Genomic DNA, 15,543 nt, shown 5'->3' with positions numbered 1-15,543 from the left:
GAGGATTTTCACATGCAACTGATCCTTCTGGAAAAAGTCACCAACCTGGGCAACCTGGGTGACAAAGTGAACGTTAAGGCTGGTTACGGTCGTAACTACCTGCTGCCTTACGGCAAAGCTACCGCTGCGACCCCAGCCAACCTGGCTGCGTTCGAAGAGCGTCGTGCTGAGCTGGAAAAAGCAGCAGCAGATCGTAAGTCGTCGGCTGAAAGCCGCGCTGCCCAACTGGCCGAGCTGGAAGTGACCATCACTGCCACCGCTGGCGACGAAGGCAAGCTGTTCGGTTCGATCGGTACTCACGACATCGCTGACGCACTGACCGCCTCCGGCGTTGAAGTGCAGAAGAGCGAAGTTCGTCTGCCGAACGGCACCATCCGCAACGTAGGCGAATTCGACGTAGCCGTGCACCTGCACGCTGAAGTTGAAGCCACCGTACGCGTTGTCGTGGTAGCAGCTTAAGCAGCACTTGTCGGCTGGCACCCTCGGGTGCTTGCCGGTAACATCGGGCACGATCCTGTTTACAGGTCGTGCCCTTTGTCTTTCTGGCATCCCCGTTTTTACATCTGATTCCAAGTGGCCATGAACGAAATTTCCGCTCCTGAGCAATACGATCTGCAAACCGCCGCGCTGAAGGTGCCGCCGCATTCCATCGAAGCCGAACAGGCTGTGCTCGGTGGACTGATGCTGGACAACAACGCCTGGGAGCGCGTGCTCGATCAAGTCTCCGACGGCGATTTTTATCGACATGACCACCGCCTGATTTTCCGAGCGATCGCCAAGCTGGCCGATCAGAACATGCCGATCGACGTCGTGACCCTGTCCGAGCAACTGGACAAGGAAGGTCAGACCTCGCAAGTCGGCGGCCTCGGTTACCTCGGTGAGCTGGCGAAAAACACGCCATCGGTCGCCAACATCAAGGCCTATGCGCAGATCGTTCGTGAGCGGGCGACGTTACGACAATTGATTGGCATCAGCACCGAAATTGCCGACAGCGCGTTCAATCCTGAGGGCCGCACGGCCGCCGAGATTCTTGACGAAGCTGAACGCCAGATCTTCCAGATCGCCGAGGCCCGGCCGAAAACCGGCGGCCCGGTGGGCGTCAACGACCTGCTGACCAAGGCCATCGACCGTATCGACACCTTGTTCAACACGGATAACGCCATTACCGGCCTGTCCACCGGTTACACGGACCTCGACGAGAAGACCAGCGGCCTGCAACCTTCCGACCTGATCATCGTCGCCGGCCGTCCATCGATGGGTAAAACTACCTTTGCGATGAACCTGGTGGAAAACGCCGTGCTGCGCAGTGAGAAGGCCGTCCTGGTTTACTCGCTCGAGATGCCAGGCGAATCGCTGATCATGCGTATGCTCTCGTCCCTTGGCCGTATCGATCAGACCAAGGTCCGTTCCGGTCAGCTTGAAGACGACGACTGGCCGCGCCTGACCTCGGCGGTCAACCTGCTCAACGACCGCAAGCTGTTCATCGACGATACCGCCGGCATCAGCCCGTCGGAAATGCGCGCGCGGACCCGGCGTCTGGTGCGTGAGCACGGCGAAGTCGGCCTGATCATGATCGACTACCTGCAACTGATGCAGATCCCGGGTTCCAGCGGTGACAACCGGACCAACGAGATTTCCGAGATCTCCCGGTCCCTGAAAGCCCTGGCCAAGGAATTCAATTGCCCGGTGGTGGCGTTGTCTCAGTTGAACCGTTCCCTGGAACAACGTCCGAACAAGCGCCCGGTGAACTCCGACTTGCGGGAATCCGGAGCGATCGAGCAGGACGCCGACGTGATCATGTTCGTTTACCGCGACGAGGTGTATCACCCGGAAACCGAGCACAAGGGCATTGCCGAAATCATCATCGGCAAGCAGCGGAACGGGCCGATCGGCTTTATTCGTTTGGCGTTTATCGGTAAGTACACCCGATTCGAAAACCTGGCACCGGGTAGCTACAACTTCGACGACGACGAATAATTTAGCGTCCTGATGGGCCCTATCGCTGGCAAGCCAACTCCCACAGGGATCGCATTGGTCCTGTGGGAGCTGGCTTGCCAGCGATAGGGTTACCGCAATTTCCGACCATAGCCGTCGGAATTGGTCAAAAAATGTGCTATATTCCGCGCCCGCGAAATTCAATGAAAGCCAACACCGGTTATCGACATGCAAGCAGCCAAGCCGTTATTTGACTATCCGAAGTACTGGGCCGAATGTTTCGGGCCAGCGCCATTCCTGCCCATGAGCAGGGAGGAGATGGATCAGCTTGGCTGGGATTCCTGCGACATCATCATCGTCACCGGTGATGCGTACGTCGATCACCCGTCGTTCGGCATGGCGATCATCGGCCGGCTGCTGGAGTCCCAGGGTTTCCGCGTCGGGATCATTGCCCAGCCGAACTGGCAGTCCAAAGACGACTTCATGAAGCTCGGCGAGCCGAACCTGTTCTTCGGTGTCGCGGCCGGCAACATGGACTCGATGATCAACCGCTATACAGCGGACAAAAAAATCCGTTCCGACGACGCCTACACCCCGGGTGGCCTGGCCGGCAAGCGTCCGGATCGTGCGAGCCTGGTCTACAGCCAGCGCTGCAAGGAAGCCTACAAAAACGTGCCAATCGTGCTCGGCGGCATCGAAGCCTCCCTGCGCCGCATCGCTCATTACGATTACTGGCAGGACCGGGTCCGCAACTCGATCCTGATCGACGCCTGCGCCGACATCCTGCTCTACGGCAACGCCGAGCGTGCGATTGTCGAAGTCGCCCAGCGTCTATCCTACGGCCACAAGATCGAAGACATCACCGATGTGCGCGGCACCGCGTTCATTCGTCGCGATACGCCCAAAGACTGGTACGAAGTCGATTCCACGCGCATCGACCGTCCGGGCAAGATCGACAAGATCATCAACCCGTACGTCAACACCCAGGACACCCAGGCCTGCGCCATCGAGCAGGAAAAAGGTCCGGTTGAAGATCCGCAGGAAGCCAAGGTCGTGCAGATCCTGGCCAGCCCGAAGATGACCCGCGACAAAACCGTGATTCGTCTGCCCTCGGTGGAAAAAGTCCGTGGCGACGCTGTTCTCTACGCCCACGCCAACCGCGTGCTGCACCTGGAAACCAACCCGGGCAACGCCCGTGCGCTGGTACAGAAGCATGGCGAAGTCGACGTCTGGTTCAACCCGCCGCCGATTCCTATGACCACCGAAGAAATGGACTACGTGTTCGGCATGCCTTACGCGCGTATTCCGCACCCGGCGTACGGCAAGGAGAAGATCCCGGCCTACGACATGATCCGTTTCTCGGTGAACATCATGCGTGGCTGCTTCGGTGGCTGCACGTTCTGCTCGATTACCGAGCACGAAGGCCGGATCATCCAGAACCGTTCCCACGAGTCGATCATTCGCGAAATCGAAGAGATTCGTGACAAGGTCCCGGGCTTTACCGGCGTGATCTCCGACCTCGGCGGCCCGACCGCGAACATGTACCGCATCGCCTGCAAGAGCCCGGAAATCGAATCCGCGTGCCGCAAGCCCTCGTGCGTGTTCCCCGGCATCTGCCCGAACCTGAACACCGACCACTCGGCGCTGATCCAGTTGTACCGCAGCGCCCGTGAGTTGCCGGGCGTGAAGAAGATCCTGATCGCTTCCGGCTTGCGCTACGACCTCGCGGTCGAGTCGCCGGAGTACGTTAAAGAGCTGGTGACCCACCACGTGGGTGGCTACCTGAAGATCGCCCCGGAACACACCGAGGAAGGTCCGCTCAACCAGATGATGAAACCGGGCATCGGCAGCTATGACAAGTTCAAGCGCATGTTCGAGAAGTATTCGAAGGAAGCGGGCAAGGAGCAGTACCTGATTCCGTACTTCATCGCCGCCCACCCAGGCACCACCGATGAAGACATGATGAACCTGGCGTTGTGGCTCAAGGGCAACGGTTTCCGTGCCGATCAGGTGCAGGCGTTCTACCCGTCGCCGATGGCCACCGCCACCGCGATGTACCACTCGGGCAAGAACCCGCTGCGCAAGGTCACCTACAAGTCTGACGCGGTCACCATCGTCAAGAGCGAAGAGCAGCGCCGTCTGCACAAGGCGTTCTTGCGTTATCACGACCCGAAAGGCTGGCCGATGCTGCGTGAAGCGCTGACCCGCATGGGCCGCGCCGACCTGATCGGGCCGGGCAAGAACCAGTTGATCCCGCTGCACCAGCCGTCCACCGACAGCTATCAGAGTGCCCGCCGCAAGAACTCGACACCGGCCGGCAGCCACAAGGTTGCAGGGGAAAAGACCACCAAGATCCTGACCCAGCACACCGGTCTGCCACCCCGCGCGAGCGATGGCGGCAACCCGTGGGACAAGCGTGAACAGGCTAAGGCTGCGGCGTTCGCCCGCAACCAGCAGGCGGCCAAGGAGCGCAAGGACGCGGCCAAAGGCAAGGGGCCGAAGCCGACCCGTAAGCCGGTCGTGCCGCGCTAAACCGCGCTTGAGCTGAACAAAACGCCAACCTTCGGGTTGGCGTTTTGCATTCCACGCCAAATCAAAAGATCGCAGCCTTCGGCAGCCCCTACAGGTGCACGCCATTCCACTGTAGGAGCTGCCGAAGGCTGCGATCCTTTGTCTTCGCCACATTTACGTGCAATCGATACAAACCAATTTCCCGCATCGCCCGTTTTTGGTGCTGTACTGCCTCAGGTAACCGGAGAAAGCGCCAGCGCTGCTGGATGGCATAAGTCTTGCGCGCTTTCCAATACGCTTAGGGCTCGCAGGAGGCACGCCGTGTCGATTCATGTCGCATTGCACCACGTCACGCATTACCGCTACGACCGCGCTGTCGAACTCGGTCCGCAGATCGTTCGTCTGCGCCCGGCCGCCCACAGCCGCACGCGGATTCTGTCTTATGCGCTGAAAGTCTCGCCCGAGCAGCATTTCATCAACTGGCAGCAAGACCCGCAGGGGAATTACCTGGCGCGGTTGGTGTTTCCGGAAAAGACCGATGAGCTGCGGATCGAGGTCGATCTGCTGGCCGAAATGGCGGTCTTCAACCCTTTCGACTTCTTCCTTGAGCCATACGCGGAAAAAATCCCCTTCACCTACGCCGCCGATGAGCGCAAGGAGCTGGCGCCGTACCTGGAAACCTTGCCGCTGACGCCGAAATTCAAGGCGTATGTGGAGAGCATCGATCGCACGCCTCTGCCCAGTGTGGATTTCCTCGTCGCGCTCAACCAGCGGCTCAGTGAAGACATCGACTACCTGATCCGCATGGAACCGGGCGTGCAAACGCCTGAGTACACGCTGGAGCAATCCTCCGGTTCCTGCCGCGACTCTGCATGGCTGCTGGTGCAGTTGCTGCGCAACCTCGGGCTGGCTGCGCGGTTCGTCTCCGGCTACCTGATCCAGCTGACCGCCGACGTGAAAAGCCTCGACGGCCCTTCGGGCACCGACGTCGACTTCACCGACCTGCACGCCTGGTGCGAGGTGTATTTGCCCGGTGCTGGCTGGATCGGCCTGGATGCCACCTCCGGGCTGTTTGCCGGTGAAGGGCATATTCCGTTGGCCTGTAGTCCCGATCCGTCCTCTGCGGCACCGATCACGGGGTTGGTGGAACCCTGCGAGTGCGAGTTCAGCCACGAAATGTCGGTTGAGCGGATCTGGGAGGCGCCACGGGTCACCCAGCCTTACACCGACGATCAATGGCTGGCGATTCAAGCGTTGGGTCGGCAAATCGATGCTGACCTGCTGGAGGGCGATGTACGCCTGACCATGGGCGGTGAGCCGACCTTCGTGTCCATCGACGACCCGGACGGCGCCGAGTGGAATACCGCAGCGCTGGGGCCGGACAAGCGTCGACTGTCGGCGGAGCTGTTTCAGCGCATGCGAAAACGCTACGCGCCGCAGGGCCTGGTGCATTTCGGGCAGGGCAAGTGGTACCCCGGCGAACAACTGCCGCGCTGGTCGCTCAATTGCTATTGGCGGCGTGATGGCGTGCCGATCTGGAACAACAGCGCGCTGATTGCCGATGAGCAGGAAAACTATGGTGCGACGGGTGAACTGGCCGGGCGATTTCTGGCGAGCGTCGCCGAGCGCCTGAAGATTCCCACACGTTTCGTGTTTGCTGCCTACGAAGACAACTTCTATTACCTCTGGCGCGAGGGCACGTTGCCGCAGAACGTCAGCGCCGAAGACTCGCGTCTTGAAGAGCCGCTGGAGCGTGCACGTCTGCGCAAGGTATTCAGCCAGGGGCTGGATAAGGTCATTGGCCAGGTCCTGCCACTGGCACGCACCGCCAAGGGCGATCAGTGGCAAAGCGGTCGCTGGTATCTGCGTGACGAGCATTGCCGCTTGGTGCCGGGGGATTCCCCCTTGGGCTACCGCTTGCCTCTGGGCTCGCAACCTTGGGTCAAAGCGGCGGAGTATCCGTTCATTCATCCGCAGGACCCGAATCAGGAATTTCCACCGCTGCCCGACACTGCACAAGCGCAGACTCAGGGCGCAGCGGCGCTGATTGAGGATCGCGCGCCGAAAATTGACGAGTCCGCCGACTGGCTGACCCGCACCGCCTTTTGCGCCGAGGCTCGCGAAGGCCGGTTGTATCTGTTCATGCCGCCACTGGAACGGGTTGAAGATTATCTGGAGCTGGTGGCCGCCATCGAAGCCACCGCTGAAGAACTGCGTTGCCCGGTGCTGCTGGAAGGTTATGAACCGCCGAGCGATCCACGGTTGAGCAACTTTCGGGTCACCCCCGATCCAGGCGTGATCGAGGTCAACGTCCAGCCGTCCGCGACCTGGGACGAATTGGTCGAGCGCACCGAATTTCTTTACGAAGAAGCGCGCCAGACCCGACTGACCACCGAGAAATTCCTGATTGATGGCCGGCACACCGGAACGGGCGGCGGTAATCATTTCGTACTTGGTGGAGCGACCCCGGCTGACTCACCGTTTCTGCGGCGTCCGGATTTGCTGCGCAGCCTGATCAGTTACTGGCATAACCATCCCTCGCTGTCCTACCTGTTTTCCGGCCTGTTCATTGGCCCGACGTCCCAGGCGCCGCGTGTTGATGAAGCTCGAAATGACGCTTTGTATGAGTTGGAAATTGCCTTTGCGCAAATGCCAGAGCCAGGGGAGGAATGTCCGCCTTGGCTGGTCGACCGGTTGTTGCGCAACCTGCTGATCGATGTCACCGGCAACACTCACCGCGCCGAGTTCTGCATCGACAAGCTGTACTCGCCCGACGGTGCAACAGGACGGCTTGGATTGCTGGAATTGCGCGCCTTCGAAATGCCGCCGCATGCACGCATGAGCCTGGCTCAGCAGTTGCTGTTGCGGGCACTGGTTGCAAGGTTCTGGCGCGAGCCTTATGCGCCGGCAAAACTGGCGCGCTGGGGCACGGAGCTGCATGACCGGTTCCTGTTGCCGCACTTTATCGAACAGGATTTTGCCGACGTCATCGTCGATCTCAACGCTGCCGGTTATCCGCTGCGGGCCGAGTGGTTCGCCGCCCACATGGAATTTCGTTTTCCCAAGGTCGGCGATTACGCCGTCAGCGGCATCGCACTGGAGCTGCGTCAGGCGCTGGAACCCTGGCATGTACTGGGCGAAGAGGGGGCGGCGGGTGGCACGGTGCGCTACGTCGATTCGTCGCTGGAGCGTTTGCAGGTCAAGCTCAGCGGTTTGCCGCCGCAGCGCTATTTGCTGACCTGTAACGGCATCCCGGTGCCCTTGCAGCCGACCGGGCGTGTAGGAGAGTTCGTCGCTGGCGTGAGATTTCGCGCCTGGCAACCGGCTAACTGCCTGCAGCCGACCATCCCGGTCCACGCGCCGCTGGTGTTCGACCTGCTCGACACCTGGATGGGGCGTTCGCTGGGAGGCTGCCAGTACCACGTCGCGCACCCGGGCGGGCGCAACTACGAGACGTTGCCGGTGAATGCCAATGAAGCGGAGAGTCGGCGCATGGCGCGTTTCTTCAGGATCGGACACACGCCTGGGAAACTTCCTATCCCGATTGTGGAAATTAACGACGAACTGCCGATGACTCTCGATTTACGACGTTTCTAAACCGTACGCGACGCTCGGATTTTTCGTATATCCGGGCGTCATGAGCCTGCGTTAGTCTGACCGTTCATTGCTGTCTGCCGAGCTTTCCATGCCTGACCTGCTAGACCGCTACCCGCTCACGGCGGGCACTTATCACGAACTGCTCGACGACAGCGGCGCCGTGCGTACGCATTGGCGTCGATTGTTCGACCAATTGCAGCGCAGCACGCCGGCGCAACTGGCGCAGCGTCAGGCCCTGCTGACCCGGCAGATTCAGGAAAACGGTGTTACCTATAACGTCTACGCCGACCCGAAGGGTGCCGACCGGCCGTGGGAACTGGACCTGCTGCCCCACGTCATCGCCGCTGACGAGTGGGCGCAGCTGTCTGCCGGCATCGCTCAGCGCGCACGATTGCTCAATGCAGTGCTGGCTGACCTTTATGGCCCGCAACGGCTTATCGCTGAAGGGCTGCTGCCGGCCGAACTGGTGTTCGGCCACAACAACTTCCTTTGGCCCTGTCAGGGCATCAATCCGCCTGACGGCGCTTTCCTGCATCTATATGCCGTGGATCTGGCGCGTACCCCCGATGGGCGTTGGTGGGTGACGGCGGACCGCACTCAAGCACCGTCGGGTGCCGGCTATGCCCTGGAAAATCGCACCATCGTGTCCCGCGCTTTTCCCGAGTTGTACCGCGACCTGAAAGTGCAACACCTGGCCGGTTTCTTCCGCACGCTTCAGGAAACCCTGGCGCGGCAGGCACCGAGTGATGATGAGGCGCCGTTGGTGGTGTTGCTGACACCGGGACGTTTCAACGAAAGCTATTTCGAGCATCTGTACCTGGCGCGTCAGCTCGGTTATCCACTGGTGGAGGGCGGCGACCTGACGGTGCGCGATGCCACGGTCTACCTGAAAACCCTGAGCGGTTTGCGCCGGGTCCACGCGGTCATGCGCCGGCTCGACGATGATTTCTGCGACCCTTTGGAGCTTCGGACCGATTCGGCCCTTGGCGTGCCAGGGCTGCTGGAGGCCGTGCGGCAGGGGCGGGTGCTGGTGGCCAACGCGCTCGGCAGCGGTGTGCTGGAGTCGCCGGGGTTGCTGGGATTCCTGCCGAAGATCAATCAGTTCCTGTTTGGTGAAGAACTGATCCTGCCGTCTATCGCTACCTGGTGGTGCGGCGAGGCGCCGGTGTTGGCTCAAGCCCTGGAGAAACTCCCGGAATTACTGATCAAACCGGCGTTTCCGTCACAAAGTTTTGCACCGGTGTTTGGCCGAGATTTGAGTGAAAAACAGCGCCAGGAACTCGCTGAGCGCATGCAAGCGCGGCCTTACGCTTATGTCGCGCAAGAACTGGCGCAATTATCCCAGGCGCCCATCTGGCAAGCCGAGGGCGGGCAATTGCAACCTCGGGCCATCGGCATGCGTGTGTACGCCGTGGCCAGCCGTGAAGGCTATCGGGTGCTACCCGGTGGTTTGACCCGCGTGGCGGCCGAAGCTGACGCGGAAGTGGTCTCGATGCAGCGCGGTGGCGCCAGCAAGGACACCTGGGTACTGGGCGATCGTCCGCCCAGCGGCGAACAATGGAAAGCCCAGCGCAACATCGGCGTGCACGATCTGGTGCGGCGCGATCCGTACCTGCCATCGCGGGTGGTGGAAAACCTGTTCTGGTTCGGCCGGTACTGTGAACGCTGCGACGACAGCGCCCGATTGCTGCGGATCATGCTGGCGCGTTATGTCGACGGCGATGACCCGCAAGCGCTGCAAGCGGCGGTCGAGCTTGGCGAACGGCTGATGTTGTTGCCCGATGAAGGCGAGCTGCCGGAGCGCTTGCTGGCGGCGATACTTGGTGATGACTGGCCCTTCAGCCTGCGCTCCAACCTGCAACGGTTGCAGTGGGCGGCCTCACAGGTGCGAGGCAAGCTGTCGCGGGAGAACTGGCAGGCCCTGGTGGAGTTGCAGCGCGAAGCCATCGAGCTGGAAACCGATGAGCCGGATTTCGGCGAGTTGCTGGATTTTCTCAACCGGCTGGTGATGTCCCTGGCGGCGCTCTCCGGTTTTGCCCTCGACGACATGACCCGGGATGAAGGCTGGCGCTTCCTGATGATCGGCCGGCGTATCGAGCGTCTGCAATTTCTCAGCGGCAGCCTCGCGGCATTTTTGCGCGGCGCCGGGGCCTTCGATCAGGCGGGACTGGAGTGGCTGCTGGAGTTGGGCAACAGCAGCATCACCTATCGCTCGCGATATCTGGCGGTGGCGCAATTGATCCCGGTGCTCGATCTGTTACTGCTCGACGAACAGAACCCGCACGCGGTGCTGTTCCAGTTAAAGCTGGTGACCCGCACCCTCAAGCGTCTGAACGATGACTTTGGTGCCCCGCGTGAAGCCGGGCTGCCATTGTTGGTTGAGCGACTGGCGCGGTTTGATCTGGGCTGCCTGGAGAATCCGCTGTTTGGCGAAAGCAGCGTTCGCGCGGCTCTCGATGGGTTGGCCGATTTGCTGCAAGAGATCGCCGATGCCAGTGGGCAGGTTTCTGATCGCCTTGCCTTGCGTCATTTCGCCCATGTCGATGATGTCAGCCAGCGCACGGTGTCTGTGTGATGAGCGCCCAATACCAGATTTTCCACGACACCCATTATCACTACGACAGTCCGGTGTCCCTCGCTCAGCAGTTGGCGCATTTGTGGCCAAGGCCTTGCGAGTGGCAGCGCTGCACGGCCCAGCAGTTGCAGATCAGTCCGGACCCCACTTCGCGTCGTGATGAGCTGGATGTGTTCGGCAATCCGCTGACCCGGCTGGCGTTTGAGCGTCCCCATGATGAACTGCTGGTCAATGCCAGCCTCACCATCGAGGTCCTGTCCCGGCCTGCGCTGGATTTCAATCTTTCACCGGCATGGGAAGACACGCGCAGCGCGCTGACCTACAGCAGCCAGCCGCTGTCACCCGAATTGCTCGAAGCCTGCCGTTACCGCTTCGAATCACCTTACGTGCACCTGAAACGCAACTTCGTCGATTTTTCCGAGAGCTGCTTCCCGGCGGGACGACCGCTGCTGCTTGGCGTTCAGGCGTTGATGGAGAAAATCTTCAGCGAATTCACTTTCGATGCCGAAGCGACCCAAGTGGCGACACCACTGGTGGAAGTGCTGGAACGTCGGCGTGGGGTCTGTCAGGACTTCGCCCATTTGATGCTCGCTTGCGTGCGCTCCCGGGGCCTGGCTGCTCGGTACATCAGTGGTTACCTGCTGACCCAGCCGCCACCCGGTCAGCCACGACTGATCGGCGCCGATGCCTCCCATGCCTGGGTGTCAGTGTTTTGTCCGGTGCTGGGCTGGGTTGATTTCGATCCGACCAACAATGTGCAGCCGGCGCTGGAGCACATCACGCTGGCCTGGGGGCGGGATTTTTCTGACGTGTCGCCGTTGCGGGGGGTAATTCTGGGGGGAGGGAATCACGACCCGGAAGTCCGCGTCACGGTGATGCCTTTGGAATAAGCATGCCCCTTGTAGGAGTTGCCGAAGGCTGCGATCTTTTGCTCTTGAGCTTTTCCAGGCCATTGAAGAGTGCGATCAAAAGATCGCAGCCTTCGGCAGCTCCTACAGGGCCGGCAGTGGTGCTGCCGGCCCTGGACACAGATCCGTAGGGCCTGATCAGGTTATCGGGCCCGGAGGTTCTCAGGCGTCGGGCGCCTGATCTTTCGGTGCATCAACATCATCTTCTGCCGCCACTTCACCCTCAGGGTTCAGTGCCGTTTCTTCAGCTGTAGCTTTCTTGCGCTGAAGCTTTTCCTCTTTCTTCTGCTCCTTGGCCAAGTCACGCTGACGTTTGGCGAAGGAATAATTGGGTTTAGCCATGGGCGATCCTCTGGGGTCGAAGGTGAGGTTGAGCGGCGCGTATTCTGCCCTGTATCGGTGCCGAGTCGTTAGTCGGGTTTTTGCTCGACCCACTTCGGCGCTACGCTCGGCTGCCAGCTATCGAGAGCGTCGAGCAACGATTGCGGTGATTCGCTCACCTGCAGCATGTCACGGTGCGGCGCGCGAACGAAGCCCTCGCCGACGATGTGATCAAGAAAACCGGTGAGTTTGCTGTATAAACCGTTCACTTCCAGCAGGCCCAGCGGTTTGCCGTGGTAGCCGAGTTGGCCCCAGGTCCAGACTTCGAACAGCTCTTCCAGGGTGCCGAGGCCGCCGGGCAGGGCGATGAACGCGTCGCTGAGTTCAGCCATCCGCGCCTTGCGCGCATGCATGCCGTCGACCACTTCCAGGCGAGTCAGGCCGCTATGGCCGATTTCCTTGTCTTTAAGGCTCTGCGGAATGATGCCGATCACTTCGCCACCCGCCGCCAGGGCCGCGTCGGCCACGATGCCCATCAGGCCCACGGCGCCGCCGCCATAAACCAGGGTCAGCTTGCGTTCGGCCAGGGCTTGGCCCAAAGCGACAGCCGCTTCACGATAAGCCGGATGGGTGCCGGTGCTGGCACCACAAAATACACATACGGATGCTAAAGACATGCCTTACTCCACGGTCGATCAGGGCCACAGAGTAAAGGCAGGCGCTCCGCGCTCCAAGGGCTAAACTTCCCGTTTGGGCGTTTCACAGGTGCCGCTGGCGCCACAGGCATAGGCGGCGAGCAAACTGCACAACAGGCTGTTGACGGACATGACAGACACTCCGATAAAGGGGGGTGGCGTGATCATAGGGCCGGACTAGACGCCTGGCTGGTAGATTCTTTCGATAGGTCTCATAGCCCGAAAGTTGTATACAATTTTTGATTCAAGTCATATGAACTTGCGAAGTTTTCAGGCAGTCTTCTGTCCATTCGCATTTTTCGTTAACCCTGCCTTGGAGATTCACCATGTTTGCCAAACTTGTTGCGGTATCCCTGTTGACGCTGGCCAGCAGCCAATTGATGGCTGCCGAGTGCAAAGTCACCGTTGACTCCACCGACCAAATGTCCTTCAACACCAAGGCCATTGAGATCGACAAGAGCTGCAAGACTTTCACCGTCGAACTGACCCATTCCGGCAGCTTGCCGAAAAACGTCATGGGCCATAACTGGGTGTTGAGTAAAGAAGCCGACATGCAGCCGATCGCCACCGACGGCTTGAGCGCTGGCATCGACAAGCAGTACCTGAAAGAAGGCGATACCCGCGTAATCGCGCACACCAAAGTGATCGGCGCCAAGGAAACCGACTCGGTGACCTTCGACGTGTCGAAGCTGGATGCCAATGAGAAGTACGGTTTCTTCTGCTCGTTCCCGGGCCACATCTCGATGATGAAAGGCACCGTTACCCTGAAGTAATCGAATTGCGGTCATAAAAAAGCGTCCTGTGTGGACGCTTTTTTTTGCGCTTGTAGGAGCTGCCGCAGGCTGCGATCTTTTGGTCTTTAAAATCAAAAGATCGCAGCCTCGTTTCACTCGACAGCTCCTACCAGCATTTACGTAGGCAGGGGGCTCAAGGCGCAAACGGCATCACGCGCTTGTGATGGGTCTTGTTGTACGTATCGCAAATGATCTTGAACGCTTCCTCACGCACCGGCTGACCGTGCAGGAACGCATCGATCTCGGCATAGGTCACGCCGTGGGAAGCTTCGTCCGGTTTACCCGGCGACAGGTCTTCGAGGTCGGCGGTCGGGACTTTTTCCACCAGTGATTCCGGGGCGCCGAAGCTGCGGGCAATCGCCCGGACCTGGTTTTTCACCAGCCCACTCAAAGGTGCCAGGTCGCAGGCGCCATCTCCAAACTTGGTGAAGAAACCCATCACCGCTTCCGCCGCGTGGTCGGTACCGATCACCAGGCCGTGGGCTGCGCCGGCGATGGTGTACTGGGCGACCATGCGCATCCGTGCCTTGGTGTTGCCGAGCACGAAATCCACCGAGACCGCATGCTTGCCTTCGAACGCCGCCACTTCATTGGCCAGGGATTTGACCGCCGGGCCGATGTTCACGGTGTGGCGCTCGTCTGGCTTGATGAAATCTACCGAAGCCTGGGCGTCGTGTTCATCGAACTGGGTTTCGTACGGCAGGCGCACGGCGATGAACTTGTAGCTGCCGTCACCGGTGCGCTGACGCAATTCACGCATGGCACGCTGGGCCAGCAGGCCGGCCGTCAGCGAGTCGACGCCACCGCTGATGCCCAGCACCAGCGTCTTGAGCCCGGAATTGATCAGGCAATCCTGAATGAAGGTGATCCGACGGGCGACTTCTGCCTCGAGGGCGGCGTCGTCGGCGAACGGCGGTTGAACCTTGAGCTGCTCAGCAATCTCACGCTGTACGGCTTGCATGAATTCACTCCTTGCTAGATAGACTGGATGAGGCAGGAACCTGGAAAACGTGTCGCAAATAGGCGACGAAATTCGGGTCTTTGCAGTGAGTCTTGCCTGGCTCGTCGGAGATCTTCGCCACCGGCTGGCCGTTGCAGGCGGTCATTTTAAGCACGATGCTCATCGGTTCGACACCGGGAATGTCACAGGTCAGGTTGGTGCCGATGCCGAAGCTGACATTGATCCGACCACGCAGCGCCCGGAATATCTCCAGCGACTTGGGCAGCGTCAGGCTGTCGGAGAAGGTCAGCGTCTTGCTCATCGGGTCGATGCCGAGCTTGTGATAGTGGGCAATGGCTTTTTCTGCCCAGACCACAGGATCGCCGGAGTCATGGCGCAAACCGTCGAAAAGCTTGGCGAAAAACAGATCGAAATCGCCGAGGAAGGCATCCATGGTGATGCAGTCGGTGAGCGCAATCCCGAGCAAACCACGGTATTCGCGGACCCAGCAATCGAGGGCGGCAATCTGACTGTCGATCAGCCGCGGGCCCAGTTGCTGGTGAGCCATGATCCATTCGTGGGCCATGGTGCCCAGCGGCTTCATGTCCAGTTCCCGGGACAGGTGCACGTTGCTGGTGCCAACGAAACGGCCGGGGAAGTCGTGCTTGAGCACGTTCACCACTTCTTCCTGCACACGGTATGAAAAGCGCCGACGGGTGCCGAAATCGGCGACCTGCAACTCCGATAATTCGTCGCTGCTGGCGTTGGCTGTCAGCCAGTCGAACTTGCGATAAAGCTGCTCGCGCGCTTGTTCGAGGACGATTTCACGGTAACGATATCGGTTGCGCACTTCACTGACGATGGCCAGCAACGGCACTTCGAACAAAATCACATGCAGCCACGGGCCACGCAGCCGGATGAACAATTCGCCGTTTTCGATGCCGGTGTGGACGTAGCGCAGGTTGAAGCGGAACAGCCCGAGAAAACGCAGGAAGTCGGGTTTCAGGAAGCTGATGCGCTCCAGGAAGCCTAACTGATCGGCGCTCAGACTCAATTCCGACAGACGCTCGATCTGATAGCGGATCTCCGCCAGGTACGGGCGCAAATCCTCACTGTTACGGCAACGAAACTCCCATTCGACTTCAACGTTCGGGTAGTTGTGCAGCACCGCCTGCATCATCGTCAGTTTGTAGAAGTCGGTGTCGAGCAGGTTCTGCACGATGCGATCGGCAAACACACTCTCGCTCATAACGGGGATTCTCCACAT

General features: G+C 60.1%; 11 protein-coding genes. 7 read left to right on the top strand and 4 right to left on the bottom strand.

Features of this window, described 5'->3' with window-relative positions; translation table 11 throughout:
* The first annotated feature begins 12 nt into the window (after positions 1-12).
* The 6 genes from rplI to KVG88_RS20300 all read left to right on the top strand — a co-directional run bounded on the left by rplI (position 13) and on the right by KVG88_RS20300 (position 11,508).
* Positions 13-459: a 50S ribosomal protein L9 gene (gene rplI / locus KVG88_RS20325; RefSeq protein WP_034149636.1), complete on the top strand. Its 447-nt coding sequence runs from the start codon at positions 13-15 to the stop codon at positions 457-459.
* A 120-nt stretch (positions 460-579) separates the two neighbouring features.
* Positions 580-1,977 (top strand): replicative DNA helicase, encoded by a 1,398-nt coding sequence (gene dnaB / locus KVG88_RS20320; protein ID WP_150705315.1) that lies wholly within the window; start codon positions 580-582, stop codon positions 1,975-1,977.
* A 186-nt stretch (positions 1,978-2,163) separates the two neighbouring features.
* On the top strand, positions 2,164-4,467 hold the full coding sequence (locus tag KVG88_RS20315; RefSeq protein ID WP_150705316.1) for a YgiQ family radical SAM protein: 2,304 nt from the start codon (positions 2,164-2,166) through the stop codon (positions 4,465-4,467).
* Between the two features lie 300 nt (positions 4,468-4,767).
* Positions 4,768-8,043 carry a transglutaminase family protein gene (locus KVG88_RS20310; RefSeq protein WP_217872573.1) on the top strand — a complete coding sequence of 1,092 codons (3,276 nt, stop codon included), beginning with the start codon at positions 4,768-4,770 and terminating at the stop codon, positions 8,041-8,043.
* 88 nt (positions 8,044-8,131) lie between these two features.
* Positions 8,132-10,618 (top strand): circularly permuted type 2 ATP-grasp protein, encoded by a 2,487-nt coding sequence (locus KVG88_RS20305; RefSeq protein ID WP_150705318.1) that lies wholly within the window; start codon positions 8,132-8,134, stop codon positions 10,616-10,618.
* Positions 10,618-11,508 (top strand): transglutaminase family protein, encoded by an 891-nt coding sequence (locus tag KVG88_RS20300; RefSeq protein WP_217872572.1) that lies wholly within the window; start codon positions 10,618-10,620, stop codon positions 11,506-11,508. Before KVG88_RS20305 ends, KVG88_RS20300 begins: the two co-directional genes overlap by 1 nt.
* A 180-nt stretch (positions 11,509-11,688) precedes the next feature.
* Here KVG88_RS20300 and KVG88_RS20295 read toward each other — a convergent pair whose 3' ends face one another.
* Both KVG88_RS20295 and KVG88_RS20290 read right to left on the bottom strand, forming a co-directional pair.
* Entirely contained in the window at positions 11,689-11,868 is a 180-nt protein-coding gene (locus KVG88_RS20295) for a hypothetical protein (protein WP_053153734.1), read from the bottom strand.
* 68 nt (positions 11,869-11,936) lie between these two features.
* The gene (locus KVG88_RS20290) at positions 11,937-12,524 is read right to left on the bottom strand and encodes a cytokinin riboside 5'-monophosphate phosphoribohydrolase (RefSeq protein ID WP_217872571.1); all 588 of its coding nucleotides are present in this window, start codon (positions 12,522-12,524) and stop codon (positions 11,937-11,939) included.
* Between the two features lie 344 nt (positions 12,525-12,868).
* Here KVG88_RS20290 and azu point away from each other — a divergent pair, with 344 nt between their 5' ends.
* Positions 12,869-13,315, top strand: a complete 447-nt coding sequence (gene azu, locus KVG88_RS20285) for an azurin (RefSeq protein ID WP_150705321.1) — start codon at positions 12,869-12,871, stop codon at positions 13,313-13,315.
* A 154-nt stretch (positions 13,316-13,469) separates the two neighbouring features.
* On the opposite strand, the gene nadE is transcribed toward azu, so the two are convergent.
* Positions 13,470-14,297 carry an NAD(+) synthase gene (gene nadE / locus KVG88_RS20280; protein WP_150705322.1) on the bottom strand — a complete coding sequence of 276 codons (828 nt, stop codon included), beginning with the start codon at positions 14,295-14,297 and terminating at the stop codon, positions 13,470-13,472.
* 4 nt (positions 14,298-14,301) lie between these two features.
* Complete coding sequence (gene pncB, locus KVG88_RS20275; RefSeq protein WP_150705323.1) at positions 14,302-15,525, bottom strand: nicotinate phosphoribosyltransferase; 1,224 nt, start codon at positions 15,523-15,525, stop codon at positions 14,302-14,304.
* Between the last annotated feature and the right edge of the window lie 18 nt (positions 15,526-15,543).

The sequence above is a fragment of the Pseudomonas azerbaijanoccidentalis genome, from assembly GCF_019145495.1.
Lineage (GTDB): Bacteria > Pseudomonadota > Gammaproteobacteria > Pseudomonadales > Pseudomonadaceae > Aquipseudomonas > Aquipseudomonas azerbaijanoccidentalis.
This window is presented reverse-complemented; position numbering and strand designations above follow the sequence as displayed.

Excerpts from the sequence above, each read along its gene's own strand:
- KVG88_RS20295 (WP_053153734.1), bottom strand. The coding sequence starts at position 11,868 with ATGGCTAAACCCAATTATTCCTTCGCCAAACGTCAGCGTGACTTGGCC.
- pncB (WP_150705323.1), bottom strand. The coding sequence starts at position 15,525 with ATGAGCGAGAGTGTGTTTGCCGATCGCATCGTGCAGAACCTGCTCGAC.
- rplI (WP_034149636.1), top strand. The coding sequence starts at position 13 with ATGCAACTGATCCTTCTGGAAAAAGTCACCAACCTGGGCAACCTGGGT.
- KVG88_RS20300 (WP_217872572.1), top strand. The coding sequence starts at position 10,618 with ATGAGCGCCCAATACCAGATTTTCCACGACACCCATTATCACTACGAC.
- KVG88_RS20290 (WP_217872571.1), bottom strand. The coding sequence starts at position 12,524 with ATGTCTTTAGCATCCGTATGTGTATTTTGTGGTGCCAGCACCGGCACC.
- KVG88_RS20305 (WP_150705318.1), top strand. The coding sequence starts at position 8,132 with ATGCCTGACCTGCTAGACCGCTACCCGCTCACGGCGGGCACTTATCAC.
- azu (WP_150705321.1), top strand. The coding sequence starts at position 12,869 with ATGTTTGCCAAACTTGTTGCGGTATCCCTGTTGACGCTGGCCAGCAGC.
- nadE (WP_150705322.1), bottom strand. The coding sequence starts at position 14,297 with ATGCAAGCCGTACAGCGTGAGATTGCTGAGCAGCTCAAGGTTCAACCG.
- dnaB (WP_150705315.1), top strand. The coding sequence starts at position 580 with ATGAACGAAATTTCCGCTCCTGAGCAATACGATCTGCAAACCGCCGCG.
- KVG88_RS20315 (WP_150705316.1), top strand. The coding sequence starts at position 2,164 with ATGCAAGCAGCCAAGCCGTTATTTGACTATCCGAAGTACTGGGCCGAA.